The sequence below is a fragment of the Rhizobium sp. PAMB 3182 genome (genome assembly GCF_052908355.1).
In genome coordinates, this window is sequence record NZ_CM128607.1 from 1,078,106 (window position 1) to 1,103,660 (window position 25,555).

The 25,555-nt window shown below is 64.9% G+C and carries 25 protein-coding genes and 2 tRNA genes; 12 read left to right on the forward strand and 15 right to left on the reverse strand.

What is annotated here, in order from left to right; all coding sequences use genetic code 11:
- Nucleotides 1-163 precede the first annotated feature (163 nt).
- Together ACU5AZ_RS05490 and ACU5AZ_RS05495 are read left to right on the forward strand one after the other, a co-directional pair.
- Entirely contained in the window at nt 164-679 is a 516-nt protein-coding gene (locus tag ACU5AZ_RS05490; protein WP_446825927.1) for a cytochrome b, read from the forward strand.
- A gap of 15 nt (nt 680-694) precedes the next feature.
- Nucleotides 695-1,501 carry a RibD family protein gene (locus ACU5AZ_RS05495; protein WP_446825928.1) on the forward strand — a complete coding sequence of 269 codons (807 nt, stop codon included), beginning with the start codon at nt 695-697 and terminating at the stop codon, nt 1,499-1,501.
- On the opposite strand, the gene ACU5AZ_RS05500 is transcribed toward ACU5AZ_RS05495, so the two are convergent.
- Genes ACU5AZ_RS05500 through ACU5AZ_RS05515 form a run of 4 tightly spaced genes read right to left on the reverse strand, consistent with a single transcriptional unit; the run spans nt 1,457 to nt 4,698 of the window.
- Nucleotides 1,457-2,251, reverse strand: a complete 795-nt coding sequence (locus ACU5AZ_RS05500; protein ID WP_446825019.1) for a methyltransferase domain-containing protein — start codon at nt 2,249-2,251, stop codon at nt 1,457-1,459. The genes ACU5AZ_RS05495 and ACU5AZ_RS05500 overlap by 45 nt on opposite strands.
- Nucleotides 2,248-3,291 carry a glycosyltransferase gene (locus ACU5AZ_RS05505; protein WP_446825020.1) on the reverse strand — a complete coding sequence of 348 codons (1,044 nt, stop codon included), beginning with the start codon at nt 3,289-3,291 and terminating at the stop codon, nt 2,248-2,250. Before ACU5AZ_RS05505 ends, ACU5AZ_RS05500 begins: the two co-directional genes overlap by 4 nt.
- Nucleotides 3,288-3,686 carry a 6-pyruvoyl trahydropterin synthase family protein gene (locus tag ACU5AZ_RS05510; protein WP_446825021.1) on the reverse strand — a complete coding sequence of 133 codons (399 nt, stop codon included), beginning with the start codon at nt 3,684-3,686 and terminating at the stop codon, nt 3,288-3,290. Before ACU5AZ_RS05510 ends, ACU5AZ_RS05505 begins: the two co-directional genes overlap by 4 nt.
- Nucleotides 3,687-3,699: 13 nt before the next feature.
- Nucleotides 3,700-4,698: a zinc-dependent alcohol dehydrogenase gene (locus ACU5AZ_RS05515; protein ID WP_446825022.1), complete on the reverse strand. Its 999-nt coding sequence runs from the start codon at nt 4,696-4,698 to the stop codon at nt 3,700-3,702.
- 232 nt (nt 4,699-4,930) lie between these two features.
- On the opposite strand from ACU5AZ_RS05515, the gene ribA reads away from it, so the two are divergent.
- Genes ribA through ACU5AZ_RS05530 form a run of 3 tightly spaced genes read left to right on the forward strand, consistent with a single transcriptional unit; the run spans nt 4,931 to nt 7,573 of the window.
- The gene (gene ribA, locus ACU5AZ_RS05520; RefSeq protein WP_446825929.1) at nt 4,931-6,031 is read left to right on the forward strand and encodes a GTP cyclohydrolase II RibA; all 1,101 of its coding nucleotides are present in this window, start codon (nt 4,931-4,933) and stop codon (nt 6,029-6,031) included.
- Nucleotides 6,032-6,041: 10 nt separating this feature from the next.
- Nucleotides 6,042-6,830, forward strand: coding sequence for a CDP-alcohol phosphatidyltransferase family protein (locus ACU5AZ_RS05525; protein WP_446825023.1), 789 nt, complete (start codon nt 6,042-6,044; stop codon nt 6,828-6,830).
- Nucleotides 6,821-7,573 carry an FkbM family methyltransferase gene (locus tag ACU5AZ_RS05530; RefSeq protein WP_446825024.1) on the forward strand — a complete coding sequence of 251 codons (753 nt, stop codon included), beginning with the start codon at nt 6,821-6,823 and terminating at the stop codon, nt 7,571-7,573. Before ACU5AZ_RS05525 ends, ACU5AZ_RS05530 begins: the two co-directional genes overlap by 10 nt.
- A 14-nt stretch (nt 7,574-7,587) precedes the next feature.
- Here ACU5AZ_RS05530 and ACU5AZ_RS05535 read toward each other — a convergent pair whose 3' ends face one another.
- Nucleotides 7,588-8,514 carry a lysylphosphatidylglycerol synthase transmembrane domain-containing protein gene (locus tag ACU5AZ_RS05535; RefSeq protein WP_446825025.1) on the reverse strand — a complete coding sequence of 309 codons (927 nt, stop codon included), beginning with the start codon at nt 8,512-8,514 and terminating at the stop codon, nt 7,588-7,590.
- Between the two features lie 125 nt (nt 8,515-8,639).
- Here ACU5AZ_RS05535 and ACU5AZ_RS05540 point away from each other — a divergent pair, with 125 nt between their 5' ends.
- Complete coding sequence (locus ACU5AZ_RS05540) at nt 8,640-10,241, forward strand: sulfatase-like hydrolase/transferase (protein WP_446825026.1); 1,602 nt, start codon at nt 8,640-8,642, stop codon at nt 10,239-10,241.
- Here the strand turns inward: ACU5AZ_RS05540 and ACU5AZ_RS05545 are convergent, their stop codons facing one another.
- Nucleotides 10,242-11,081 (reverse strand): alkaline phosphatase family protein, encoded by an 840-nt coding sequence (locus ACU5AZ_RS05545; RefSeq protein WP_446825027.1) that lies wholly within the window; start codon nt 11,079-11,081, stop codon nt 10,242-10,244.
- A gap of 80 nt (nt 11,082-11,161) precedes the next feature.
- Nucleotides 11,162-12,745 carry an ABC transporter substrate-binding protein gene (locus tag ACU5AZ_RS05550; RefSeq protein WP_446825028.1) on the reverse strand — a complete coding sequence of 528 codons (1,584 nt, stop codon included), beginning with the start codon at nt 12,743-12,745 and terminating at the stop codon, nt 11,162-11,164.
- Between the two features lie 134 nt (nt 12,746-12,879).
- Here ACU5AZ_RS05550 and pdxR point away from each other — a divergent pair, with 134 nt between their 5' ends.
- The gene (gene pdxR / locus ACU5AZ_RS05555) at nt 12,880-14,403 is read left to right on the forward strand and encodes a MocR-like pyridoxine biosynthesis transcription factor PdxR (RefSeq protein WP_446825029.1); all 1,524 of its coding nucleotides are present in this window, start codon (nt 12,880-12,882) and stop codon (nt 14,401-14,403) included.
- A 27-nt stretch (nt 14,404-14,430) separates the two neighbouring features.
- Here the strand turns inward: pdxR and ACU5AZ_RS05560 are convergent, their stop codons facing one another.
- Both ACU5AZ_RS05560 and ACU5AZ_RS05565 read right to left on the reverse strand, forming a co-directional pair.
- Complete coding sequence (locus ACU5AZ_RS05560; RefSeq protein ID WP_446825030.1) at nt 14,431-15,777, reverse strand: GAF domain-containing protein; 1,347 nt, start codon at nt 15,775-15,777, stop codon at nt 14,431-14,433.
- Nucleotides 15,774-16,247: a hypothetical protein gene (locus tag ACU5AZ_RS05565; RefSeq protein ID WP_446825031.1), complete on the reverse strand. Its 474-nt coding sequence runs from the start codon at nt 16,245-16,247 to the stop codon at nt 15,774-15,776. The genes ACU5AZ_RS05560 and ACU5AZ_RS05565 overlap by 4 nt, the downstream gene beginning before the upstream one ends.
- Nucleotides 16,248-16,458: 211 nt before the next feature.
- Between ACU5AZ_RS05565 and ACU5AZ_RS05570 the strand changes: the two genes are divergently transcribed.
- Together ACU5AZ_RS05570 and ACU5AZ_RS05575 are read left to right on the forward strand one after the other, a co-directional pair.
- Nucleotides 16,459-17,166: a hemerythrin domain-containing protein gene (locus ACU5AZ_RS05570; RefSeq protein ID WP_446825032.1), complete on the forward strand. Its 708-nt coding sequence runs from the start codon at nt 16,459-16,461 to the stop codon at nt 17,164-17,166.
- Nucleotides 17,167-17,286: 120 nt separating this feature from the next.
- Nucleotides 17,287-17,940, forward strand: a complete 654-nt coding sequence (locus tag ACU5AZ_RS05575; protein WP_446825033.1) for a YceI family protein — start codon at nt 17,287-17,289, stop codon at nt 17,938-17,940.
- 97 nt (nt 17,941-18,037) lie between these two features.
- On the opposite strand, the gene ACU5AZ_RS05580 is transcribed toward ACU5AZ_RS05575, so the two are convergent.
- Nucleotides 18,038-18,114 (reverse strand) — tRNA-Pro (locus ACU5AZ_RS05580).
- Between the two features lie 210 nt (nt 18,115-18,324).
- On the opposite strand from ACU5AZ_RS05580, the gene ACU5AZ_RS05585 reads away from it, so the two are divergent.
- Nucleotides 18,325-18,663 carry a hypothetical protein gene (locus tag ACU5AZ_RS05585; protein WP_446825034.1) on the forward strand — a complete coding sequence of 113 codons (339 nt, stop codon included), beginning with the start codon at nt 18,325-18,327 and terminating at the stop codon, nt 18,661-18,663.
- Nucleotides 18,664-18,807: 144 nt separating this feature from the next.
- On the opposite strand, the gene ACU5AZ_RS05590 is transcribed toward ACU5AZ_RS05585, so the two are convergent.
- Nucleotides 18,808-18,882: transfer RNA gene (locus ACU5AZ_RS05590), tRNA-Gln, on the reverse strand.
- Nucleotides 18,883-19,062: 180 nt separating this feature from the next.
- On the opposite strand from ACU5AZ_RS05590, the gene ACU5AZ_RS05595 reads away from it, so the two are divergent.
- Nucleotides 19,063-19,359: a cupin domain-containing protein gene (locus ACU5AZ_RS05595; protein ID WP_446825035.1), complete on the forward strand. Its 297-nt coding sequence runs from the start codon at nt 19,063-19,065 to the stop codon at nt 19,357-19,359.
- A 17-nt stretch (nt 19,360-19,376) separates the two neighbouring features.
- Nucleotides 19,377-20,291: an MBL fold metallo-hydrolase gene (locus ACU5AZ_RS05600; protein WP_446825036.1), complete on the forward strand. Its 915-nt coding sequence runs from the start codon at nt 19,377-19,379 to the stop codon at nt 20,289-20,291.
- Between the two features lie 8 nt (nt 20,292-20,299).
- Here ACU5AZ_RS05600 and ACU5AZ_RS05605 read toward each other — a convergent pair whose 3' ends face one another.
- The 4 genes from ACU5AZ_RS05605 to ppdK form a co-directional block, all read right to left on the reverse strand.
- Complete coding sequence (locus tag ACU5AZ_RS05605) at nt 20,300-21,178, reverse strand: DUF1499 domain-containing protein (RefSeq protein ID WP_446825037.1); 879 nt, start codon at nt 21,176-21,178, stop codon at nt 20,300-20,302.
- A gap of 105 nt (nt 21,179-21,283) precedes the next feature.
- Nucleotides 21,284-22,123, reverse strand: coding sequence for a hypothetical protein (locus ACU5AZ_RS05610; RefSeq protein ID WP_446825038.1), 840 nt, complete (start codon nt 22,121-22,123; stop codon nt 21,284-21,286).
- Nucleotides 22,120-22,716, reverse strand: a complete 597-nt coding sequence (locus ACU5AZ_RS05615; RefSeq protein WP_446825039.1) for a HupE/UreJ family protein — start codon at nt 22,714-22,716, stop codon at nt 22,120-22,122. Before ACU5AZ_RS05615 ends, ACU5AZ_RS05610 begins: the two co-directional genes overlap by 4 nt.
- Nucleotides 22,717-22,812: 96 nt before the next feature.
- Nucleotides 22,813-25,482, reverse strand: coding sequence for a pyruvate, phosphate dikinase (gene ppdK, locus ACU5AZ_RS05620; protein WP_446825040.1), 2,670 nt, complete (start codon nt 25,480-25,482; stop codon nt 22,813-22,815).
- Nucleotides 25,483-25,555 lie beyond the last annotated feature (73 nt).

A 25,555-nucleotide genomic window follows, 5' to 3' on the forward strand; every position in this document is an offset into this window, starting at 1 on the left:
GATGACGACAGCAAGGGGCGGTCGTCAGTCCATTTCCAGCGCAGGCACGGGAGGACGTTTGGTCTCGGTTGACCGGCGCCTGGGGGAAACACTGGAGGGCAGAGTGCTCAACACCATTGAAACAGAGGCGCATGAAGGCGTCAGAGGTCCGACGCAGGCCTGGATCCGCGTCGAGCGTCATCCATCAACGACACGCATCCTCCACTGGGCGATCGCCGGACTGGTTCTCCTGACATGGCCCCTCGGCTTCGTCATCCAATTCATCAAGAACGAGTCCTCCCTGACCTTCTACATGGTGCATGAGAGCTTCGGCTTCCTGATCCTGTGGCTGATGCTGATCCGTGTCGGTAACAAGTTGCTGACCCGCAGCCCGGAGCATGAAGGCCCGGCCATCGAGAAATTTGCCGCGAATGCCGTGCACGGCCTGCTCTATGCCTTCCTGATCATCATGCCGGTCACCGGCTTCCTGGCGACCAACGCACACGGCTTTCCGCTGGAATGGTTCGGCCTCGTCGAAATCTGGAGCCCGATCGGCAAGACCCCGAGCATCGCCTGGACGCTTTCAGGCATTCATTACTGGAGCTCATGGATCCTGCTGGCACTTTTCGCGTTACATATCGGAGCGGTGCTGATGCACCATGTCATCAAGCGCGACGTGACGCTCTATCGGATCCTGTAGGAAAGCACCTTGGCGATGCAGTCCATCGACATGACAGACGAGACCTGGGACTGGATCCTTGCCATGAGGCAAGGGGCAGCCATTGGTTCGCCGTCGCACGATCCGGCCTATGCCGTCTATGGCCCGATCGCCGAGGCCAAGGGTCGCTTCGTGCTGGCCCAGGTCGGCCAATCGCTCGACGGCCGCGTCGCAACACCTTCGGGAGACGCCCGCGACATTTCCGGGCCGGACGGGCTCATGCACCTGCACCGCTGCCGGGCGCTGGTGGATGCCGTCATCGTCGGCGAGCACACGGTGACGGCAGACGACCCGCGGCTGTCCGTGCGCCTCGTTTCTGGCCCCAGTCCGGTGCGCGTGGTGATCGACTGTCACGGCCGGCTGACGGGCTCGGAGGGCCTGTTCTCCGATGGCGGCGCGCCGGTGATCGTGTTTCGCAGCGCTCATGCCGACGGCGAGCCGCTCGGCAATGCCGAGGTGATCCGCCTCTCGCCTTGCGAAAACGGGCTTGCGACCCACGACATCCTGAACGAACTTGGCAAACGCGGTCTCGACCGGATCCTCGTCGAAGGCGGCGCCAGGACAATTGCCCGCTTCATCGAGGCGGGGCTCGTCGACCGCCTGCATGTCGCCGTGTCGCCCATCATCATCGGCTCGGGACCGAGCGGCATCAGCCTGCCGCCGATCGAGCGCCTGTCCAGCGCGCATCGACCGGCAACCAGCGTCTACAGCCTCGGCAGCGACATCCTGTTCGACTGTCAGCTGAAGCCCGAAAGCCCCTCAGCCGCGAAAGGCGATCAGGTCGAAGTGACCGACTTCGCATAGGCTGCCGGGCCTGCCAATCGCCTCGATGCGGAAGGACAGCCAGTCCTCTATTTCGTCGGTCGACTTGCCGGACATCTCCACGAGCGGCTGGTGAAAGCCGAGCAGAAAGGCCTCCTGCAGCGCCGCCGACGATGCGTCCATCCGCCAAGGGCTCGGTCTCGTGAAAGTTGCGTAGCCGCTTGCGCCGAGATGTTTTTCCAGACACGCCGTCGCCCCTGGCCCCAAAGCCGGACCAAAACCCTTGTCGGTCTGCTGGTGCCGGTTGAAGGCGGCGACCATGTCGGCATCGAGCGGATGGGCATGCGACCAGGAAACGACGCCATCATAATTCAACGCCGCGTAGAGACCGCAGCCATGACCGGCCAGGCGCTCGACAAAGGCGGCGCAAAAATCATCCGACACCAGATCGAACAGGGCCGAGGCCGTGACGACGGAGATATCCTGCAGAGGAAGGTCGTCGAGATCGGTGAGGTCGAACTGCCGGTAGCCGACGGTCCCGTCCACGCCGATCCGGCGCTGCGCTTCGTCCAGCAGCAGCGGATCGTGGTCGAGCAGGAGCCAGCGGGAGCCGGCCGGCAGATGCTCATTGAGGCTGCGCCATGTGGACCCCGTGCCGCAGCCGATATCGAGAATGGCCGGGTCTTCGGCCTCGTGCAGGCGACCGGCGAGCATGCCGATCAGCACCGGGTCGCGGGCGGCCATGTCCGCCGGTTCGCGCAGGCCGAGCCAATCCTTGTCGAAGCCGCTCATAGGCGTGCCTCCAGTGTTTGGGAGATGATCCGCGCCGTCTCCGGCCAATCGGGTAGTTTTTCGCCGGCCCGCCGGGCGGCATCGGCCATCCGGCGGCGCAACGCGCCATCGGACAGCAGCTTGCGGAGAGAGCCGGCGAAAGCTTCGACATCGTCGGCAGGGGTGAGGAAGCCCGCCTCCTCCGGCACGACCTCGGGAATGGCGCCGGCACGGCAGGCGACGATCGGCAGGCCCTGCGACAGGGCTTCGGCGAACACCATGCCATAGCCTTCGTAGCGGCTCGCCAGCGCGAAGATGTCACCGGTCGCCATCAACTGGCGAATGTCGTCGCGTTCGCCGACCAGAGAGATGCGATCCGACAGGCCAAGTCTTTCGATCTGCGTGGCGAGCGCATCTGCCGTCTCGGGATGCAGCGTCTTGTTGCCGGCGATCGTCGCCCGCCACGGGAGATATTCCACCCTTTTCAACGCATCGATGAGCACGTCATGGGCCTTGCGCGGCGTCAGCGTGCCGACGGAAACGATGTGCGGCGGCTCACCATTCCCCGAGGCGACGGGTGCCGGCCTGGTGCCGGGTAGCGCGACGGTGATCCGCTCCGGAGGGACACCGAAATTGGCAATGAGTTCGCGGGCCGTGCCGTTGGAGGTGACGACGACATGGCGGACGAAGGAGAGCGCCCGCCGCTCGCTTTCGTGCAGGCGTGTCTGCGTTTGCGCATCGATGCCACTTTCAAGCGCCAGCGGATGGTGAACCAGGGCGACGATGTTCAGCCGGCCGGTTTCGCGCTCAGCCCACTCGTTGAGGACGCCGAAGGCGAGACCGTCGATCAGCACCAATGCGCCATCGTCCAAGGACGACAGCCGGCTTTCGGCTTCACTCTTTGCCTCAGGCGACGGTGACGGAAACCCTTCGCCGAGCGCAAGCAGCGTCACGGACCAGCCGAGCGCCTGCAGCCCGGCGATCATTTCCCGGTCATAGCCGTAACCGCCGGTCTTCAGCTGCAGGTCACCGGGATAGGCGAAGACGAGCGTCCGGCTCAAAGCTCGGCCTCGTACCAGCCGCGGGCGACGTGCGATTCATGCAGCGTGACGCGGATCTTGACGATGCGGTGGCTGCCGGGGCCGAGGCGCTTTTCGCCAACCGCCTTCTTGAGCTCGTCGAAGATGTGCTTGGCGATCACTTCCGTCGTCGACACCTTCCCCTTGAAGGCTTCGACATTGTCGAGGTTCTGGTAGTTGAGCGGCTTGACCACCTCGCCGAGCACCGTCGTCGCCGCACCGATATCGACGGCAAGCCCGTCCTCGTCGACGTCAGCTGTGAAGAAGGCGGCGTCGACGACGAAGGTGGCGCCGTGGGTGGCCTGGGCGGGGCCGAATACGGGACGGGGAAGGCTGTGGGCGATCATGATGTGATCACGGACTTCAACTGCAAACATGTCTCTTCTTTCTTCAGTAGCGGATGCGATGACACAGCGTGCCGGGGTCCGACAGGATCTTGGGGTAGGCTTCGGCGATGTCCGCGAAGGCGGTTTCGCCGGAAACGAGGGCGTCGAGGCGGTCGTCCTGCAGCAGCTCCAGCGCCTTGGAAAGCCGCCTTGCGAAAGTCCAGCGGGCGCGCCTTGCCGGCGGCACGGCGCCGACCTGCGAACTGATCAGCGACAGCCGTTTGGAGTGGAAAGCGCCACCGAGCGGCAGCGACACCGGCGCATCACCATGCCAGCTCGCCTCGACAATGCGCGCCTCGAAAGCCGCATGCTCCAGCGCCTGGGCGAGTGCGGCGGCGGAGGCCGATGCGTTGACCAGGACGTCAAAATCGCCGTCCAGCGCGTCGCCTTCAACGAAGGTGAGGCCAAGCTTTTCGGCAAGATCGCTCCTCCGAGCGTTACGGTCGACCAACACCACGTCCGTTCCGATGATGCGGCTTGCGAGATACGCGACCAGCGAGCCGACGACGCCGGCGCCGAAGACCGCCACGCGGTCGCCGGGCAGGATGCCGGCGTCCCAGACGATGTTCAGCGCGGTTTCCATGTTGGCCGCCAGAACGGCGCGCTCGGCGGGCAGATTGTCCGGAAGCGTCACGACCATATCCGCGGTGGTGACGAATGCCGATTGATGCGGATGCAGGCAGAAGACGGTCCGGCCGAGGAGATAGCCTTCTCCCGCCTCGACACGCCCGACGAGGCAGTAGCCGTATTTGACCGGAAAGGAGAAATCGCCGGCCATATGCGGCCCGCGCATCCGCGCCCTTTCGGCCTCCGGCACCTTGCCGGCGAAGACGAGGGATTCCGTGCCGCGGCTGATGCCGCTGAAAAGGGCGCGCACCAGCACTTCGCCGTTTTGCGGCGGGCGGAGCGCTTCCGGGCGCAGCTCGCACGTGCCGGCTGACGGGAGCCAAAGGGCCTCGGCCTGATCTTCAATGATGCGTGCCGACAAAGTCTGTCTGTCCAACTCTGAGCCTCTCCCAATCTGATCCGTCATTGCTTTCACGTCGTAAGTACGCTTGGAGCTGAAAAAAGGTTCGGTGCAGCCGACATTTATTTGCCGGACGCGTCAAGGCGGCCCGCAAACATGCCCCGTCGCCAGGGCCGTCATCTTTTTTCGCCGACGAATGAACCTTTGGCTGGCGTACGGGCACCTATGCACGACACTATCCGCAAGACAGGATCGACATATCATGGCAATGGCTGAAAACTCTCCGTTTCAATTTTCGACTTCCGCAATGGACGTGGAGCGGGCCGTTGCGGAACTCCGGTTCGGGCGCCCGGTGATCCTGAAAGACGGCAAAAGCAAGCTGGCCGCACTGGCACTCGACAGCGTCGCACCGGATATCTACGACCAGTTCGCCATCGCCGTGGGGAGGACGCATAACCTTTACCTGACCACGCAACGCGCCGCCAAGCTTGGTGTTCCCGCCGAAGACGGGATCGCCGTGCCGCTGAAGGATGTCTCCTTTGCCGAAGCGTCCCGGCTGGCCTACGCACTGGATGCGAAGAGGCCGCTTTTCCATGAGGCCGGCAACGCGGCCATGGAAGCCGCAGCAGAGCTCGCCCGTACCGCGCTGCTGCTGCCGGCCGTCATCTGCGCCGACGTCACCGGGATCGAGGACCGCTTCGCCGCCTGTTGCTCTCTGGACCATAAGGCGCTCGCCGGTTCCGGCACGGCGCGCCAGAATTTCGAGATCGTCGTGCGCACGCCTGTGCCACTGAAGGATCTGGGCCGAGCGGATTTTGTCGTCTTCCGCGGTGGGCTGGCGCAGAAGGACCAGGTCGCCATCGTGGTCGGCAAGCCGGACACGTCCCGGCCCGTTCCGGTGCGTATCCACTCCTCCTGCCTGACGGGCGATCTCTGCGGCTCGCTGAAATGCGACTGCGGCGACCAGCTGCGCAATGGTCTTCACCAGTTGAAGGAGGCCGGCGGCGGCGTGCTCCTCTATCTCGACCAGGAGGGTCGCGGTACCGGCATCGGCGCCAAGATGCGCGCCTACGGCTATCAGCATCTCGGCCTCGACACGATCGACGCCGATGCCATGCTGGGCTTTGGCGAAGACCATCGCCGCTACGAGGCGGCCATTGCCATGCTTCGCCTGCTCGGTATCGCAAAGGTCGTGCTGCACACCAACAATCCGAGCAAGATCGCCGCCTTGAAGGCCGGCGGCATCACCGTCAAGGCGCGGGTCGCCGTCACCGGCACGGTCAACGACGAGAATGTCCGGTATCTGGAGACGAAGCGGCTTCGCGCCGGTCACATGATCGACCTCCGGGCGATGATTGCGGCGGAATAGGAGGGCGGCGATGGACCAGACCTTCCACCCTCCCCCGAATGACGGACGGCAGCCGGGCGATGCCTCACCGCCGAACCTCTTTGCAAACGCGATTGCGATCCTTGCCGGCGTCTTCGCATCCGCGATCGCGCTCTATTGCGTGCTGCAGCCGCATCTGGCGCTCGGAACCGGAGCGCTGGCCTTTGCCGGCGTGCTGACGCTTGTCATCTTCGCGCTTGTCGTGCGCGGCCTGCCGCATCACCGGCACAAGGTATTCGGCGCCGCCAATGCGGTAACGGCGATCCGCACTGCCATCGTCAGCCTCGTTGCCGCCACCGTGTTCTTCGCGATCGACATGCACGCGCCCGCCTCGGTACTGTGGCTGCTGATCGCGCTCGTGCTGCTGGCACTCATTCTCGACGGCTTCGATGGCTATCTGGCACGCGCGCTGGCGCAGGAGTCCGATCTCGGCGCCCGTTTCGACATGGAGGTGGACGCCCTTCTCATTCTCGTCCTGTCGGCGGCGGCGCTGTTTCTCGACAAGGCCGGTGCCTGGGTGCTGGCAGTCGGGCTGATGCGATACGGCTTCATCGCCGCGCAATACGCGCTGCCGGCGCTTGGCGCGCCGCTGCCGCCATCCACCCGTCGCAAGGTGATCTGCGTCGTACAGGTGGCCGCCCTCTGCGTCATCCTCATTCCCGTCGTCCAGCCGCCGGTCTCAAGCCTCATTGCCGCAGCAGCGCTGGCTCTGCTCGTCTATTCCTTCGCGGTCGACACCAAATTCCTGCTTTCCAAGGGGGCATCACGGCCATGGAATTGAAATCGCGCCTCGATACGGCGGCCGGCCTCGCCCGGTCGCTTGCCATCTATTACGGCCAGCCCTGGCGGCGGCAGGCGCTGAAGCGCTTCTACAGCGAGCTCGTCTCGCCGCGCGACCTCGTCTTCGACATCGGCGCCCATGCCGGCAGCCGCAGCAACACGCTCCTGTCGCTCGGCGCGCAGGTGGTAGCGGTCGAGCCGCAGCCGGTCTTCGCCGACCTGATCGAGAAGCATTTCGCCGGCCGACTGGCGGGCTTCGAGCGCGTCGCCGTCGGCGCGGAAGTCGGAGAAATCTCGCTCCGGATATCGAGCCGCCATCCGACCGTCACCAGCACGTCACGTCGCTTCATCGACAGCGTGCGCGATGCCGACGGTTTCCGGCAGGTCAGATGGGACCGGGAGATCACGGTGCCGATGACGACACTCAACCTGCTGATCGAGCGCTACGGCCGGCCGGATTTCTGCAAGATCGATTGCGAAGGCGCCGAGGCGGATATCCTTCGGGGCCTTTCCACACCGGTCAGACTGATCGCCTTCGAATATATCCCGGCCATGCCGTCCGTGACACGCGAGGCGATCGCCCGGCTGACGGCGCTTGGCGACTACCGCTTCAACCGCGTCGTCGGCGAGAAGCACCAATTCGTCAACAGCGGCTGGAAGGATGCCATCGCCATACTGAAGGAACTCGCCGAGCTGCCGCCGGCAAGCCCTTCGGGCGACATCTACGCCCGGCTGGAATCCTGATGCCGAGGCATTCCTTAAGCCTTTCCGATGCGGCCCTGCCAGATCGAGACCGCCACCGAGATCAATCCCGGTATGGCGGCACCGGTGAGCGAGAGAAGGCCGTAGGCAAGGCTTGCGGCCAGGCCATCGACGCTCGCATAGCCGAACAGCGGCCAGAGTGCGGCCGCCGCCGTTTCGCGCGTACCCCAGCCGCCGATGCCGGCCGGTATCAGCATGGTCAGCAGGCACAGCGGAATGATGGTGAAGGCGGCGATCGGCGGCAATGGCGCGCCGACGGCATCGGAGGCGATCATGAAGGTGGCGATGTAACCGCCGACGATCAGCACGCCGAGACCCGCCTGTACCAGCCACGCACCGTCCGTCCAGAACACGGCGGCAAGGTCCGGGCCGAGGCCGCGAAACCGGGCCGGCAGCCAGGCGTTCCGGAGGGCGATGGCAAGACCGAGGCCGACGACGAAGATGGCGGCGACGATCCACAGCACGATGTCGAGATTTTCGGGCAGCCGGCCGTCGAGAAACAGCGGCCAGGCGATGAGGCCGCCGCAGATCATGACGAAGAACACCAGCTGTCCGGACAGTCTCTCCAGAAAGACGGCGGCCGCCGGACGCTTCCAGCCACCCGCACCTTCGGCGCGGCTGCGATAGGCGCGCACCGCGTCACCTGCCATGCCGCCCGGCAGGACGAGGTTGAGAGCGCTGCTGACGTAATATTCGCGGATCGCCACCGACAGGCCGATCTCCTGCCCGAGCCGTCCCGCAGTGAACCGCCAGCGCCAGGCCGAAGCGACGATCTGCACCTGCACGACGACAAGCGCGGCGAGGATATGGCCGGGCGGCATGCTCCTTATGGCGCCAATCAGCTTCGTGGTGTCGGTCGCCCAGATCAGGGCGGCCAGCAGCGCCAGACAGAGAAGGGCCGAGATGACGGCGAACTTGCGCAAATGTCTACCTTCCCCGGACTGTCGCGTGACGATGATACCGCCAACCGTCTTGCAGTCGGCCCAGCAATTGAAAGATCATGTCGATGACAAGAAATGACGCGCCGGGCAAGAGCGGCGATGCATCCATGACCAGATTGCTGTTCGCAGGCCTGTTCTTCCTCATCGTCAGCTTTGCCGCGCTGACGCTGCCGGATCATGCCAGCGCCTTCTCGCTTAGCGCCTTTCAGCGCCTGCCGCTGGAAATCCCGCTGCTGCTGCTCGCGCTCCTGCTGCTTCCCCGTCGCCTGGCTCTTGTGGTCGCTGCGGTATCTTCCATCGCCGTCTTCACGCTTCTCTTCCTGAAGATCGCCGACATCGGCGTGCAATCTGCCTTCCAGCGCCGCTTCAACCCCTATCTCGACATCAAGATGCTCGGCGACGGCTGGAATATCTTTTCGGGCTCAATCGGGCGATGGCCGGCCGGTTTCGCTGTCGGCTTGGTGATTGCCCTCTTCTGCCTGTTCCTCTTCCTGTTCTATCGCTCGCAATGCCGGATCGCCGGCCTGACCGGACCCGTGAGGCGCGGTGCGATCGTCGGCGCGGCGGGCCTGCTCGTTCTCGGCACGGCGCTTTGGCTCACCGGTCCGTTGGCCGGCATGCGCGCCGATCTCAGGGCCGGCGCCTATCTCGGCAACCGGCTGGTGCTGGTACAAACGTCCATCGCCGACATGCGGCAATATGAGCGCGATCTCGTCGCCGACGATCCGACGGCGGCCGGAACCAACCTGTTTGCCGGCATCACGGGTCGCGACGTGGTGGTAATCTTCGTCGAATCCTATGGCCGCAGTGCGATCGAGGATCCGCGCTACAGTCCGCTGATCAAGCCGCGGCTGGCGGCATCCGAAGCGCAGTTGAAAGCTGCCGGCTTTGCTTCCGCCTCCGGCTGGTCGCGCTCGCCGACCATGGGCGGGCTCAGCTGGCTGGCGCACGGGACATTCCTGTCGGGGCTTTGGACCGATAACCAGGCGCGCTACGACCGGCTGATGATCAGCAAGCGGGCGAGCCTCAACAGCCTGTTCCGCAAGGCCGGATGGCGGACGGCGGCCGTCATGCCGGCCATCACCATGGACTGGCCGGAGGCGCGCTACTTCGGCTATGACGACATCTTCGCCGCCAAGGACCTCGGCTACAAGGGCAAGCCCTTCAACTGGATCACCATGCCGGACCAGTACACGCTGTCGGCCTTCCAGCGGCTGGTGCGCGATCCGGCCCGCGCCAAGGGCCAGCCGGTGATGACGGAAATGGCGCTGATCTCCAGCCATGCGCCGTGGACCCCGGTCGCCAAGCTCATCGACTGGAACGATGTCGGCGACGGCACGGCCTTCAACGGTCAGGCCGAGAGCGACGAGAGCCCCCGCACCGTCTGGTCGGACGGCGACAACGTCCGCCGCCATTACATCGCCACCATCGACTATTCGCTGCAGACGCTCAGCGACTATATCTCTCGCTTCGGCGACAATGCCATCTTCGTCATCCTCGGCGACCACCAGCCGGCGCCGATCGTCACAGGCCCGGATGCCTCGCGGGCCGTGCCCGTGCATATCATCAGCCGCGACGCTGAACTCATCGCGCGCTTCGAGAAGGAAGGCTTCGTCAACGGCATGCTGCCCTCGCCCGATGCGCCGGAACTGCCGATGGATACGATGCGCGACCGGCTGATCCGCGTGTTCTCGCAGACAGGTCCCTGATCAGGTCAGGAACGGCTTGCGTGTCATGCTTTCCGGCACCGGCACGTCGAGACGCGTTAGGATCGTCGGCGCGACCTGCAGCTGGTCGAGGAGCGTGTCGGGCGAAGGCCCCTCGCCGCCACCGAACCAGTAGAAGGCAAAGTCCTGCATCTCCTCGTCATGGCCGCCATGATGGCCGCGGTCCGTCTGGCCGTGATCGGCCGTGACGATCACCTCGTAGCCGTTGCTGCGCCAGCGCGGCAGGAAGGCGGCAAGTTGCGCGTCGATCGTGAAGCAGGCCTGATCCATCTGCGTGCAATCGTGGCCGTAGCGGTGGCCCATGCTGTCGAGCGTGCAGGTGTGCAGGATGCCGTAGTCGATCTTGTGCCGCTCCGTCAGCATGGTGAGCGTTGCAAACAGGTCGAGGTCGCTCGGCGTCATCTGGTTTTGATGATTGTAGCCCGCCATGGTGTGGAAACGGCCGTGATGAATGGGCCCTTCCGCCTCGTCGTATTCGATGTCGCGGGCCATGTCGAACGGCGCGCGCTGGAAGAAGGTCGACCAGAAGGAATGGGTGACGGCGCCTGTCTTCCCGCCGGCCCTGGCCACTTCGGAAAAGATGTCCGGCTGGGAGACGCGAAACAGCGTCTCGTTCGACAGGACGCCGTGCACCTGCGGCGGCACGCCGGTGTGAATCGATGCGTAGCAGGAGGCGGAGGTGGACGGCAGGACGGAGCGCATCTTCCAGACGCGCGCCTCGCCGGCCTCGACCCAGCCCTCCAGATTGCCCATCAGCCGGCGCGCATTGCGCCAGGGCTGGCCGTCGAGGATGATCAGCAGAAGTCTGTTTTGAAGCGGCATGGTCCTGTCCTCCTGGCGGAAAGGAAGCGCGCCGGGGCAAAGCCAGGCGCGCCTTTCCGATTGTCGATAAATGGTCTTGATCAGGCGCCGAGCCAGCAGCGCAGCGGCGCATCGCCATTCATCAGTTCGCCCGCCGGATTGTCCACCCAGCCCTGAACACTCTCGCTGACCCCATCGATGAAATCGTTGAACATCGGGGCGATCAGGCCGCCCTCGTCACGCATGATCTCGGACATGTCGCGGTACATGGCTCGGCGCTTGGTCTCGTCCAGTTCGGCACGCGCGGCGACGACCATCTTGTCGAAGGCCTCGTTCTTGAAGCGCGTGTCGTTCCAGTCCGCCGACGAGATGTAGCCGGTCGAATACATCTGGTCCTGCGTGGGACGGCCGCCCCAATAGGAGGTTGAGAAGGGCTGGACGTTCCAGACGTTCGACCAGTAGCCGTCGCCGGGCTCGCGCTTGACCTCGATCTCGATCCCTGCCTTCTTCGCGCTCTGCTGGTAGAGGACCGCCGCGTCGACCGCGCCGGGAAACGCCACTTCAGAAGTGCGCAGCAGAATGCTGCCGGTGTGGCCCGATTTCTTGAAATGGAAGGCCGCCTTGTCCGGGTCGTAGGCCCGCTGCTCGATCTCCTCAAAGAGCGGATAGGCCTTGTTGATCGGCGTGTCGTTGCCGACCGAGCCGTAACCGGCCAGAACGTGGTCGATCATCGACTCGCGGTCCATCGCGAATTTCAGCGCCAGCCGCAGGTCGTTGTTGTCGAAGGGCGCAGTATCGCAGAACATGTTGAACGGATAGAAGCCGCGGCCGGACACGTTGCGGATCTTCACCCGCGGCATGCGCTTGAGCAACGAGACGGTCTTCGGGTCGATGCGGTTGATCATGTGGACCTGGCCGCTCTGCAGGGCGGCGATGCGCGCCGTGGCATCGTTGATGACGACGACCTCCACCTGATCAGCGAAGCCGACATTCGCGCCGTTCCAGTAATTTTCAAAGCGGGTCGCATTGTAACGTACACCCGCATCGGCTGCGGCGATCTTGTATGGGCCGGTGCCGATCGCCGCCTCGGGATTGTCCTTGCCGCCGTTCGGCTGGATGACGAGGTGATAGTCGATCATCAGGAAGGGCATGTCGGCATTGGCTTCGGCCAGCGTGAAGACCACCGTGTCGCCGTCCGCCTTGACCGTTTCGATGCCCTTGAGGATGCCGAGGGCGCCCGACTTCGCGGCCTTGTCGGAATGCCGCTCGATGGTCGCGACGACGTCGGCCGGCGTCAGCGTGCTGCCGTCGTGGAACTGCACGCCCTTGCGAATCTTGAAGGTCCAGGTCTTGGCATCGGGCGAGGCGCTCCATTCCTCGGCGAGGACAGGCGTGGGCGTGCCGTCGGGCGCGAGCCATACCAGTGTTTCGCCCCAGAGATGGTTGACCATCGCGGTCACCTGGTTGGTGGCAAGGCCCGGATCGAGGCTGTCGGTCGAGGCTCCCCCCTGCATGCCGAGCTTGATCGTGCCGCCGCGAACCGGTCCCTCGGCCCTCGCGCCATCCGTCAGCAGCGTTCCGGCGGCGACGAGGCCGACACCCAGCGCGGCGCTGCGCCCGAGAAAATCACGACGTGACAGGCGGCCCTTTGCGACAAGGCCGGAGAGATAGCGCAGTTCATCCATCGAAAGTCCCCCGATAGGGCCGGAACGGCCGGGCCTGCGGCCCACCCGCCGGCTCCGTTGATTGATCGGGGATGGTTATCGGTCCGAAAGAATGCTTTATACATGTCCAGAAATCGCAAAAATGACCAGTCCACTTGTCATGGTGGAGACACACCGCATGGAGGCATGCCATCGCCCGCACGATCGACGGCGCCAGCCTGGATGGCCTGATCCTCGATGCCGAGAGCACGCGGCCGCTCTACCTGCAGCTTTATGACGGCCTGCGGGAGATGATCCTGTCGGGGGCGATCCCCGGCGGCATGCGCATTCCCTCCTCCCGCGTCCTGTCACAAAGCCTCGGCGTGTCGCGCTTCACGGTGGTGACGGCGCTAGACCAGCTGGTCGCGGAAGGCTATCTCAACTCCGCGCGCGGCAGCGGCACCTATGTCGAAACCGTGCCGCGTCGCCAGGCGGGCAAGCCCGGCCCTGCCCCGAAGAGCAAGGAGGACGGATCCGACCGGTTCGACAGGCTCTTGTCGCGACGCGGGCAGGCGCTGACCTGGCGGAATTCGCTGACGCTCAACGACGGTTCGCAGCACCTGCACATGGCGACGCCGGATCACCGGCTGTTTCCGGTCAACATCTGGTCGCGCCTGACGAAGGAGGTTTTCGCGGAAGGCGACTTCCGCATCGTCAACTACCGCGAGATCTCGCAACCGACATTGCTGGAAGAGCAGATCGCCCGCCGCATCGCCGTCAGCCGTGGCATTCACTGCGAGCCGGAAGAGGTGGTGACGACGCTCGGCGGCCATCACGCCGTGACACTTCTCGTCGAGCTGCTGCTCAATCCCGGCGACACCGTCGCCTTCGAGGAGCCCGGAATGGCGGCGATCCGCTCCGTCTTCCAGTCGTCCGGCTGCAAGATCGAGCCAATGCATGTCGACGCCTCCGGGCCGGACCCGCACACCGTCGCCAGCCGCGACGTCAAGCTCGCCTTCGTCACGGCCGCCAAGCAGCAGCCGATGACGATCGCCATGCCGCTGAAGCGCAAGCTCGAAATGCTGCACTGGGCGGCCGACCGGGACACGCTGATCATCGAGGACGATCTCGGCAGCGAGTTCCGCTATCGCGGCGGCCCCATTCCGCCGCTCAAAGCGCTCGACCAGGCCGGCCAGGTCATCTATGTCGGCGCTTTCAGCATGACGCTGCTGCAATCGCTGCGGGTCGGCTACATGATCATGCCCAGACCGCTTGCGGAAAAATGCCGGCGGCTGATCCAGGTCCGCTACCGGGCGCTGCCGCAATTCACGGAGCAGATCGTCGGCCGCATGATCGAGGACGGACACTACGTCCGCCACCTCCATCGGATGCGCCGCATCTACGCCAGGCGGCAGAACCGACTTCTGCAGATCCTCAGGTCCGACTTTGCCGACATCTTCGAACCGCCGGAGTTCGCCTCCGGCTTCTACAATCTCTGCTATTACCGGGATCAGTCGATCGATGAAGACGCGGTCTTGAACCGCTGCCGGGAGGCAAATCTCGGCGTCGAGCAACTGTCCTACTATCATGCCGACCGGAAATCGCCGCGAAAGGCCCTGCTCGTCGGCTTCGCCGCCTCCAACGAGGACGAAATCGACCTCGGGACCCGGCTGCTGAAACGCTGCATCGAGCAGCGGTAGGCGGCCGTTCGCCGACCAGAAACGGGTTCAAGCCTCCGTGACGGCGATCTGCGGATTGCCGTCGATCATCAGCCGGATCTGCCCGCGTTCAGGGCGCTCGATGCGCACCGGACCGCCGCGCTCTTCCAGCCGGCGGCGCAGGAGGATCAGGCGCGTTTCCAGATTGTCCTTGAAATCGGGGAGATTGAAGGTGCGGTCGCGGCGAATCTCGCGGTTCGAAAACTCTGCCCGTCCGGTCTCCACATAGCAGCGGACGAAATGGTAGAGCAGCCGGCCCGGCACGCCGCGGATGACATAGTCGTTGTCGATGAAGACGCCGCCGTCGCGCGGGAAGTACTGGAAGCTGAACGCCTGCCCGGGACCGGCGCCTTCCGCCGGCGCCGCGCCGCGCCCGGCCGCTTCGCTGGCGGCATCGGACAGCTCGAAGATCGCCAGGCCGGCGGCAATCTGGCGAGCGATGATCTCCAGCGCGGCCTCATGCGCGTGAGAAAAGGCGAAGCTCTCTTCGGACTCGGCGAAGACCACGCCCGAAAGCCGGCCGTTGGCAATCATCGGCACGGCGATCTGGCATTGCGCCTGTGCGATGGCCGGCATGGGAATGTCGTCTCGGTTGAGCCCGGCGGCCAAAGCCACGGCCGAGACATAGCGCTGGCTGCGGCGCATGTCGGCGATCCGCACCGTCAGGCCCCGTTCGGCGGCCACCCCGATGATGCCGTCACCGAAGGCGATTTCCGCGCCGAAGCCATAATGCGGATAGCCGCGGCTGGCGACGGTGGACAGCTTGCGCCCCTCGCCGTCGGCGACCAGGATCATCGAGTGGCGAAAGCCGCAGCGTTCCTCAAGGATTTCCAGGCTGCGGTCGAGCAGCGTTTCGGGGTCGGCAATGCCGGAAAGCTCGGCGGTGGCGGCGGCCGCATGGGCCAGCCAGTCCCGGTCGGCGGCCGGCTTTTCCGGCGCGGTTTCGAGCGGGGCGACCGGATCGATGCGCCGGCAGCGTTCGACCCGGTAGATGTCGACGGCGCGCAGCTTCAGCATGTGCGACTTGCCCTGCAGGCTCGCCATCACATCGAGCTGGGCCGAGATGCGGTCAAAGATCGGGCCGGATTGCGACGAACTGACGAAGACGAGATCGAGCACGTGCTGCAGGCCCATGCGGCCGTCGAGCACGACGACGGTCGCCCGGCCATTGGCCGCGACATTGGCCGCCGTCTTGGAGAAGAACTGGTTGGAGAGCGCCACATGCTCGCTGTCGAGGTAGTAGACATGCGACAGGTAGGAAAGGTTCGGAATGCCGCTCGCATCCGTCGTGGCGATGACGGACGGCATGATGCCTTCGAAACTGTCGCGGATGGCTTCGAGCGGCACGCCGGTCATGACTGGCTCCGCTGCACCCGTTCGCCGGCTTCCGGACCGGGTGTCTGGATGAAGAGATCGACCGGCCAGAAGCGGATGGCGGCGAGATCGACGTTCGAAAAGACGGTGGAAAGTTGCAGCCGGCTCACCCCGAGCCCGGCCATGATCGCCAGCATGCGGTCGAGATAATCGTCGGCATGCGCCACCTGCCTTGCCGTCGCCATCTCGACGCCGGAGATGTTTCCCTTGACCTGCATGGAACGGTAGTTGTCCGGCTGACAGACGGTCATGGCGATCGGGGCGCCCTTTTTGGCGTTGGCGAAGAAGTCCGGCCACTGGCTGGAGGACACGAGCAGCACGAGGTCGCCGGCGTCCGCGTCGAAATAGGCGCCGCAGCCGCGGCCGACATGCGCGCGCAGCGTCTCGTCGCGCGTGGCGGCGATCATCATCACATTGCCGGATATGAACGCGGCGACATCTTCCTCAAGCATCGATCCCACAGCCCAGCCCGATCCCCGAACACCTGTTTACCACGGTTGCAATTCTCCGGCACGCACCACCATCCGCGATAGGAAATATTTAGGAAGGTGCGGGCGCGCTTAGCAAGCTTTTAGGAAGCCCGGACGGGCAGCCACGGCTATCTGGTTGTTCCGCCGCACCGGCAGTCGGCGCGGCCCGAAACACACCTTCAAGGAACAGATCATGACCCATGCAGACACCATGGCGCACATCCCTGCGCTCAACGGACGCTACGATATCTACGGCAACATCCACAAGGGCCTTCGCCGCACGCAATGCCTGCTGCTCGCCCGGCTGGGCGCCAACGACTTCGGCAATGCCGAGACGACCGAAAAGCTGCTCGCCGACATGCGCCGGCTTCTCTCCATGGCCGCCGCCCATGTGAAGCACGAGGATACGGAAATCCATGCCGCACTCCACCGCCGCGGCGTCGAGACCGGCCTCGTCGACGAGCAGCATGACGATCACCGCGCCGCCTTCCAGGTGCTCGAGGACAAGATCGTCGCCATCGAGACCGCCTCCGGCGCGGCGCGGGCGGAAGCCGGACGCGGACTCTATCTCGCCATGGCCGCCTATATCGCCGACGACTTCGCCCACATGCACGAGGAAGAGACCGTGCTCTGCCCGATCCTCTGGCAGACCTTTTCCGACGACGAGCTGCTCGGCATCGAGATGCGCATCATCAGCGCCCTGCCGCCGGAGGAAAACATGGCGTTCACGCGCATGATGCTGCCGGCGATGAACCCCGCGCAGCGGCGCATGATGGTCGGCGGCATGCAGCAGAGCCTGCCGCCGGAAATCTTCAACGCCATCGTAGAATTCGCCATCCGCCCGTCGCTGACCGATGCGGATTTCCAGGCGCTGCGCACCGATGTCGGGCTTGCCGCATGAGCGCGCCGGCAGCCGCGAGACCTATGTCCAGCGGCTGCGACGCCGACCGCTGCCGGGATTGCGCCCGGCGCGGGCGCGCTTGCCGCAGCCTCTTTCCACTTACCTTCAAGGAGAATGACCATGACCATCAAATCCCTACTGAGCGCGATCCTGATCGCCTGCCCGGCCGCGGCCTTCGCCGCCGACGCCGCCCCGAGCGGCCACTATGAACAGGACAGCCCGCACACCAGCGTGACCTGGCGGATCGACCATTTCGGCCTGTCGCACTTCACCGCCCGTTTCATCGATTCCAAGGCACGGCTCGACTGGAACCGCGAGAAGCCCGAACAATCGCGGCTGACCGTCGAAATCGACCCGATGCAGGTGCGGACGGACTTTCCGTTTCCCGAAGTCGAGGACTTCGACGCCAAGATCGGCGGCGATGCGGATTTCCTTGCCGGAAGCCCAATCCGCTTCGTCTCGACGAAGATCGTCATCGACGGCGAGAAGACCGGTCGCGTCTTCGGCGACCTGACGCTGCGCGGCGAGACTCACCCGGCGGTGATGGACGTCACCTTCAACGGCTCGATGGCCGACCATCCGATCGAAAAGATCGCCAAGCTCGGCTTTTCCGGCCATCTCGTCGTCAAGCGCTCGCAATGGGGGCTGAACTTCGCGATTCCGGCGCTTGGCGACGACATCGACGTCGCGATCGAAACCGAATTCAAGCCGGCAAAGCCGAAGCGGCATGCCTTCCTGCCGGAGGTCGTGCGCCGCAAAAGCGTCATTGACTAGGTCGGGGACGATAACGGGAAAATGCGCGCGCCGCTGGCCTTCGCGAGATGGCCGGCGGCCGGACATGAAAAAAGCCCGCTTTCGCGGGCTTTTCGGCTGGTCGGAGTGGAGTGATTCGAACACTCGACCCCCTCGTCCCGAACGAGGTGCGCTACCAGGCTGCGCTACACTCCGTGACCAGCGGCGCCTCTATAGACCAGCAATTTTGATTGCACAAGCGCCCTGACGACATTTTTGCGAAGGAATTTCAAAGCGGCCGAAACGGGGCCTTTTCGTGTCACAAATTTTTACTGTGTGCCGTCAACCACACAAACACGCTCCGCAAAACCTGCTAAGGGACACATCACCGATTGAACCGGACTTCAAACCACAGGACCATTTTCCATGCGCGTTCGCATCCTTGCCGCCGCTCTGATGACTGCCACCCTTTCCGCCTGCGCCACCACGGGCGCGGCCACCCCGATCGAAGCCGCCTGGAACGGCAAGGAAGCCGGCAAGTTCTTCGCCGCCTACGGCCCGCCCTCCTCCGACCGGTCGGAAGCAGGCCTCACCGTCTACAACTGGACCGGCGGCTACAAGACCGTGAAGGGCCGCTCCTACCGTTGCTCGGCCGTCATCAGCGTCGACAAGAGCTACACGATCCGCTCGCTCCGCGTGATCGGCGACCGCCCAGGCGTCAACGGCCCGTCCTACTGCGAGGAACTGCTGGTCGGTTCGAACTGAGGATTGCGGGCTGAGAGGCCCAACTCAATGGATACGGTCCCGCCGGGGAATGCTCGGCGGGATCATGGATCGCCCCACAGGACGCAAGGCGCGCCTGCATGTGAGCCGACGCTGGAAACCGATACGTAAAAGTCTGAAAAACGGTGGCTGGGGTGCCTGGATTCGAACCAGGGGATGGCGGTACCAAAAACCGCTGCCTTACCGCTTGGCTACACCCCAACAGATCCGTGACGCGCACATGACTGCGAAGCGGTGACGGGCTATTAGCAAGAAGCGGCGACGGCGGCAACGGTTGATGACGGCTGCTTTCGCATTTTCTTTTCAACAGAATTCATTGGTCTATCAGCGGCGCGCTTGCTACGCCTTCGGGAGCAAGACCAGCCCGCACCGGAGCCTCCCATGTCGACATTCCACGCCAGACCGCCTGCCGTTCCGACCGTCCTTCTCGACGATGCCGTCGTGCGCGTGACGCGCTGGGACTTCGAGCCGGGGGCCGATACCGGCCATCACGTGCACGGCATGGGCTATGTGGTGGTACCGATGACCGACTGCCATTTCCTGATCGAGGACAAGGACGGCGAACGGCGCGTCTCCTCGAAGGCCGGCGAGGTCTACCGGCGTGAAGCGGGCGTCGAGCACAATGTCGTCAATGGCGGCGAGACGCCGATGTCCTTCATCGAGATCGAGTACAAGTAGCGGATCACACCCGAGCCATGGCAAGCGACGACATTTCCTTCGACCGCGCCTTCGAGCCGGCCTATGGCCGGGCGGTCGATGTCGCGCCCGGCGTCCAGCGGCTGACGGTCAACAATCCGAGCCCGTTCACCTTCCACGGCACGAACAGCTATATCGTCGGCGAGAAGTCGGTGGCGGTGATCGATCCCGGCCCGGAGGACGAGGTGCATTTTGAGGCGCTGATGGCGGCGCTGGCCGGCCGCGAGGTGACCCATATTTTCGTCAGCCATACCCATCGCGACCACTCGCCGCTGACACGGCGGCTGAAAGCGGCGACCGGAGCGACGGTGGTGGCGGAGGGGCCGCACCGCCCTGCCCGGCCGCTTTATGCCGGCGAGACCAATCCCTTTGCCGAAAGCTCGGACACGGATTTCGTCCCCGACCGGGCGCTTGGCGACGGCGAGACGGTGACGGGCGACGGCTGGAGCCTGACCGCCGTCCTGACGCCCGGCCATACCGCCAACCACGCGGCCTTCGCGCTCGACGGCACCGGCATCCTGTTTTCCGCCGACCACGTGATGGCATGGGCGACCTCGATCGTCGCGCCGCCGGACGGCAGCATGGCCGACTACATGGCCTCGCTCGAGACGCTTCTGGCCCGCGACGACGCGCTCTACCTGCCCGGCCATGGCGGACCGGTGCGCGAGCCGAGAAGCTTCGTGCGCGGCATGAGAACCCACCGACGCATGCGCGAGCGCGCCATCCTGGAGCGGCTGAAGGCCGGCGACCGGCAGATCGCCGAGATGGTGAAGGTCATCTACCGCGAGACCGATCCGCGCCTGCATGGCGCCGCGGCGCTGTCGGTGCTTTCGCATCTGGAGGAGATGATCGAAAAGGGCGCGGTCACCACGGACGGCCCGCCACGGCTGACGGGCGTCTACCATCCCACCTGAAGCGCGGACTACTTCGCGGCGATGCCGAGGAGATCGGCGTCGAGCGCGCGCAGGAAACTGTCGGTGATGCGCGCGCCGTAGCCCAGATCGTGCGGCCCGTAGCGCGACATGGTGCGCACATCGACGATGGTGGTGTCGAAATCCTCACGCAGGCGGATCATCACGTCGAAGGGAAAGCCGAAGACCAGCGTGCGCACGGAGCCCTGCAGCAGCACGTCCGGCGGCCGCAATGCGGCGATGCCGGCGTCATCGCCGGAGGGCTCAGGGCGCGGCGACGGGATGGGCACGGCCGGCGTTTCCGGCTGATCCGATGATGGCGGGGCGAAATCGGTGCCTTTGGTGGCGACGATCTCGATGCGCTCGGCGGCCGCCACCCGCATCACCGCTTCCTGGACACGGTCGAGCGCGCCTTCGTAACGGCGGCCGTTGAGGCCGGGATAGGCGGCGATCTGCAGCGTGCGGTCGCGGACGAAATCCTCCGGCGGGCGCGGCAGGGTCAGCTGGTTGGCCTCAGGCGGCTTCAGCCAGGGGATTTCCTCGACGAGCTCGGTCTGCACGTCGTAGATCGGCGGCAGCGTCACATAGGCGTAGCTTGCAGCACCTGCAGCAGCCAGCGGCAGGGCGGCATAGAGAAGCGCCTTGGCCGAGGCGACGCCGCCCTTGGCGCCCCAGTACCACAGCCGCACGAAACCGATGGCGGCGAGCAGCACGGCGATCAGCGCCGCGGCCGCGCTCAGCATGGCGAGAAAGACGAAGTTCGGCGTCAGGATGAAGCCGAAGCGATGCAGCACGGCGACGACGACGAACAGCAGCAGGGCGAAACGGGCAACGCGCAGCGCCAGACGCGCCGAATAGGATTGTGGCCGGTCGAAGCGGACTGTCTTCAAAGAATTCCCTGCCTTTTCCCCATTCCAAGCCGAACCGGCTTCAACCCCTGCTCCCGCAAAGTCTTAGAATTTCAACGGCAAACAGGCAAGCGTGACGGGAGCGGATCACTCCTCCGGCGCGGTGTCATCCGCGGCGGACGGATCGAGCGGCACCTGCAGCGTCTGGAAGGCCGGGTTTTCCACGTCACCCGGCGTCGGCAGCTGCGGTGCCGGCAGCTTGGCGCCGAGTTCCGGGGCGTACATGGCGGCAAGCTCGATGATACCGATGACGATCAGCCAGCTGCCGATGATGCGACCGGCAATGCGGATCCACGGGCCGGGAAACTGCCGCAGGAGAAAGGCGGGCGCGAGGATCATCCACAGGGCGGTCAGCACCGCGCCCATGGCGAACTGGAAGACGCTGGTGCCGAAATCATCGAGCCCGATGAACAGCGACAGGGAAAAGGCGATGATGGCGGCAGACGCGACGGCGAACGGAAAGCGCCGCTCGCTCGGCAGCCACATCACCGCCCCGGAGATCATCAGGGCCAAGGGTGCTACGAGAAACAGATAGCCGGATGCGCCCGTCGACTGGATCAGACTGAAGATCGGCGGGAAGAAGCTCAGCATGACGACGAGCACGCCGAAGAAGGTGAGCGCGATCCGCGCGAACTGCCGCGTCGTTGCCTGCGCGCAGACGACGGCAAGGCCGATCATCGCCAGGACGAGGTCGTAGACGGAGAAGGTGAAGAGGAAGCCGAGCTCGGTGAAGCCGTATTCGTGCGGGAAAACCTGCGAGAAGAACAGCAGTACGAAGCCGATGCCGAGGAAGCCGGCGGAGAAGCGGAAGCCGTCGCGCTGGTGCCAGGCCTTTTGCGGAATGGCGGGCACGGGCGCGGAGAGCTTCGGCCTAGGTTTCTTCGCCGGCCGGTTCTGGCTGCCCTTGCTGGTTCGTCTGGCGCTCATGCGAGAAGATAATAGATGCCGGCGAGCGCGATCAAGGCACCGCCGAGACGGATGATGAGGCCGTCATAATACCGGCCGAGCAGCAGGCCGATGCCGACGCCGGCGACGTGGATGAGGCCCGTCGAGACCACGAAGCCGACCGCGTAGGCCGCGGGATCGGCGGCGGCGGGCAGGAAGCGACCATGCGCATAGCCGTGGAAGATGGCGAAGAAGGCGATGATGATGATGGCGACGGCTTCCGGCGCCTTCCAGCGTAGCGCGATAACGCCGCCGAGCACGATCAGCGAAATGGCGATCGCCATGACGACGATGTTGTCCGGCACGAGGCCCATCATGCCGAGCACGCCGCCGACGCACATGATCATCGGGAAGGTCGCCGGCAGCGTCCAGACCGAGCGGCCGCCCATCTGCGCGCCCCAGAGGCCGACGGCCAGCATCGCCAGGAAATGGTCGCCGCCAAGCAGCGGATGCTCGAAGCCGCTGCCGAAACCGCCCATCGGCCCGCCAAGCTGGTGGGCGGAGGCGGTCGTCGCCAGGGTCATGAGGACGACAAGCGGGAAAGCGCCTTGGCTGACCAGTCTTCGAAAATTCATGAGATCGGCAATTCCTCGATTCGCTCGGGGCATCATAGCGACATGGATACGCAATCAAAGGCCGGTTTCAACCGGTCACTTCTCATGACGCATCCCTCACCCCCGCTTCACCCGGATCGCCGCCTGCGCCGCGGCGAGCCTTGCGATCGGTACGCGGAAGGGCGAGCAGGAAACGTAATCGAGGCCGATCGTCTCGCAGAAATGGATCGACACCGGGTCGCCGCCATGCTCGCCGCAGATGCCGAGCTTCATGTCGGGCCGTGTCTTGCGGCCGCGCTCGGAGGCGAGCTTCATCAGTTCGCCGACGCCGTCGAGGTCGATCGAGATGAACGGATCATGGTCGATCACGCCCTTGCGCTGGTAAGTGTTCAGGAAGGCGGCGGCATCGTCGCGGGAGATGCCGAAGGTCGTCTGCGTCAGGTCGTTGGTGCCGAAAGAGAAGAATTCGGCGGCCTCGGCGATCTCGTGGGCGCGAAGCGCGGCGCGCGGCAGCTCGATCATGGTGCCGACGAGATAGGAAAGCTCGGTGCCGCTTTCGGTGATGACGGCACGGGCGATCGCATCGATGCGGTCCTTGACGTAATCGAGTTCGGCGCGAAGGCCGACGAGCGGCACCATGATTTCCGGCACGACCGGCGCGCCGGTCTCGACGGCGGCGGCGACCGCGGCCTCGAAGATGGCGCGCGCCTGCATCTCGACGATTTCCGGGTGCGAGATCGCCAGACGGCAGCCGCGATGGCCGAGCATCGGGTTGAACTCATGCAGGGCGTCGATGCGCTCGCGCATGGTGATCGCGTCCATGCCCATGGCGGCGGCGACTTCGGCCACCTCCTCGTCATTCTTCGGCAGGAACTCGTGCAAAGGCGGGTCGAGCAGGCGGATCGTCACCGGCATGCCGTGCATGATGGTGAAAAGCTCGGTGAAGTCGGAACGCTGCATCGGCAGGAGCTTGTCGAGCGCGGCCTGCCGGCCCTCGACGCTTTCGGCGAGGATCATCTCGCGCATGGCGTGGATGCGGTCGCCTTCGAAGAACATGTGTTCGGTACGGCAGAGGCCGATGCCCTCGGCGCCGAAGGAACGGGCCGAGTGGGCGTCGGTCGGGGTGTCGGCATTGGTGCGCACCGTCATGCGACGCACGCTGTCGGCCCAGCCCATGATGCGGCCGAAATCGCCGGAGAGTTCCGGCTGCAGCGTCGGCACGGAGCCACGCATGACATGGCCGGACGAGCCGTCGATGGTGATGACATCGCCGCGCTTCAGGACGACGCCGAGCCCGAGCAGCACCTCGTTGCGCATGTCGACGCGCATGGTGCCGGCGCCGGTGACGCAGGGAATGCCCATGCCGCGGGCAACCACCGCCGCATGGCTGGTCATGCCGCCGCGCGTCGTCAGGATGCCTTCGGCGACATGCATGCCGTGAATGTCTTCCGGGCTGGTCTCGACGCGCACAAGAATGACCTTGCGGCCCTCGTTCTGTGCGGCGACAGCCTCCTCGGCGGAGAAGACGATCTCACCTGTCGCGGCCCCAGGAGACGCAGGGAGACCGGAGCCGATCACCGGCGCGTTGGCGCGCGGATCGACGGTCGGGTGCAGCAGCTGGTCGAGCGAGGACGGCTCGACGCGCATGATCGCCTCGTCGAGATCGATCACGCCCTCGTCGACCATGTCGACGGCGATCTTCATGCCGGCCTTGGCGGTGCGCTTGCCGGAGCGGGTCTGCAGCATCCACAGCTTGCCGCGCTCGATGGTGAATTCCAGGTCCTGCATGTCGCAGTAGTGTTCCTCGAGCCGGGTGGCGATGGCGCTCAACTCCGCGAACGCCTCTGGCATCAGCTTTTCAAGCGACGGCTTGTCCATGCCGGAGGCAATGCGGCCGGCCTCGGTGATGCTCTGCGGGGTGCGGATGCCGGCGACGACATCCTCGCCCTGGGCATTCACCAAGAACTCGCCATAGAGCATCTTTTCGCCGGTCGAGGGATTGCGGGTGAAGGCGACGCCGGTTGCCGACGCATTGCCGAGATTGCCGAACACCATCGACTGGACGTTGACCGCCGTGCCCCAGGCTTCCGGAATGTCATGCAGATGCCTGTAGGTGACGGCCCTCGGATTCATCCAGCTCTTGAAGACGGCCGCGACGGCGCCCCAGAGCTGCTCGATCGGGTCCTGCGGAAAGGGTTCGCCGAGCTCGTCCTCGATCAGCGTCTTGTAGCGCGCCACGATGGTCTGCCATTCGACGGCGGTGATATCCGTGTCGTTCTCGATGCCGAGCCGGCCCTTTTCCTCTTCGAGGATGTCCTCGAAGAAATCGTGATCGAGACCCATCACCACGTCGGCATACATCTGGATGAAGCGACGGTAGCTGTCCCAGGCAAAGCGGGCGTCGCCGGCATCGTGGCCGAGCGCCTGCACGGTCTCGTCATTCAGGCCGAGGTTGAGGACGGTGTCCATCATGCCGGGCATGGAGACCCGCGCGCCGGAGCGCACCGAAAGCAGAAGCGGACGCTCGGAGCCTGCGAACTTGCGGCCCGTGTCGGCCTCTATGGCGGCGAGCGCCTCGAGAACCTGACCGGCGAGTGTTTCCGGCAGCGTATGACCGTTTTTGTAGAACCAGGCACAGGCGTCCGCGACGATCGTCATGCCGGGCGGCACCGGCAATCCCAGACTTGCCATCTCTGCCAGATTGGCGCCCTTGCCCCCCAGCAGATCGCGATCAGACGCTCCCCCCTCGGCCTTTCCGTTCCCGAACGTGTAGACCCACTTCGTCATTCCCATTTGCCTTTTGTCATTTTAAGCCGGAGCCTAATGCATTCGACTCCAAATGAAAAATCAAAACTGTGGC

Excerpts from the sequence above, each read along its gene's own strand:
- ACU5AZ_RS05585 (WP_446825034.1), top strand. The coding sequence starts at position 18,325 with ATGCGCGTTCGCATCCTTGCCGCCGCTCTGATGACTGCCACCCTTTCC.
- ACU5AZ_RS05595 (WP_446825035.1), top strand. The coding sequence starts at position 19,063 with ATGTCGACATTCCACGCCAGACCGCCTGCCGTTCCGACCGTCCTTCTC.
- ACU5AZ_RS05540 (WP_446825026.1), top strand. The coding sequence starts at position 8,640 with ATGACCAGATTGCTGTTCGCAGGCCTGTTCTTCCTCATCGTCAGCTTT.
- ACU5AZ_RS05545 (WP_446825027.1), bottom strand. The coding sequence starts at position 11,081 with ATGCCGCTTCAAAACAGACTTCTGCTGATCATCCTCGACGGCCAGCCC.
- ACU5AZ_RS05500 (WP_446825019.1), bottom strand. The coding sequence starts at position 2,251 with ATGAGCGGCTTCGACAAGGATTGGCTCGGCCTGCGCGAACCGGCGGAC.
- ACU5AZ_RS05525 (WP_446825023.1), top strand. The coding sequence starts at position 6,042 with ATGGACCAGACCTTCCACCCTCCCCCGAATGACGGACGGCAGCCGGGC.
- ACU5AZ_RS05510 (WP_446825021.1), bottom strand. The coding sequence starts at position 3,686 with ATGTTTGCAGTTGAAGTCCGTGATCACATCATGATCGCCCACAGCCTT.
- ACU5AZ_RS05565 (WP_446825031.1), bottom strand. The coding sequence starts at position 16,247 with ATGCTTGAGGAAGATGTCGCCGCGTTCATATCCGGCAATGTGATGATG.
- ribA (WP_446825929.1), top strand. The coding sequence starts at position 4,931 with ATGGCTGAAAACTCTCCGTTTCAATTTTCGACTTCCGCAATGGACGTG.
- ACU5AZ_RS05550 (WP_446825028.1), bottom strand. The coding sequence starts at position 12,745 with ATGGATGAACTGCGCTATCTCTCCGGCCTTGTCGCAAAGGGCCGCCTG.
- ACU5AZ_RS05600 (WP_446825036.1), top strand. The coding sequence starts at position 19,377 with ATGGCAAGCGACGACATTTCCTTCGACCGCGCCTTCGAGCCGGCCTAT.
- ACU5AZ_RS05615 (WP_446825039.1), bottom strand. The coding sequence starts at position 22,716 with ATGAATTTTCGAAGACTGGTCAGCCAAGGCGCTTTCCCGCTTGTCGTC.
- ACU5AZ_RS05570 (WP_446825032.1), top strand. The coding sequence starts at position 16,459 with ATGACCCATGCAGACACCATGGCGCACATCCCTGCGCTCAACGGACGC.
- ACU5AZ_RS05530 (WP_446825024.1), top strand. The coding sequence starts at position 6,821 with ATGGAATTGAAATCGCGCCTCGATACGGCGGCCGGCCTCGCCCGGTCG.
- ACU5AZ_RS05560 (WP_446825030.1), bottom strand. The coding sequence starts at position 15,777 with ATGACCGGCGTGCCGCTCGAAGCCATCCGCGACAGTTTCGAAGGCATC.
- ACU5AZ_RS05575 (WP_446825033.1), top strand. The coding sequence starts at position 17,287 with ATGACCATCAAATCCCTACTGAGCGCGATCCTGATCGCCTGCCCGGCC.
- ACU5AZ_RS05495 (WP_446825928.1), top strand. The coding sequence starts at position 695 with ATGCAGTCCATCGACATGACAGACGAGACCTGGGACTGGATCCTTGCC.
- ACU5AZ_RS05610 (WP_446825038.1), bottom strand. The coding sequence starts at position 22,123 with ATGAGCGCCAGACGAACCAGCAAGGGCAGCCAGAACCGGCCGGCGAAG.
- ppdK (WP_446825040.1), bottom strand. The coding sequence starts at position 25,482 with ATGACGAAGTGGGTCTACACGTTCGGGAACGGAAAGGCCGAGGGGGGA.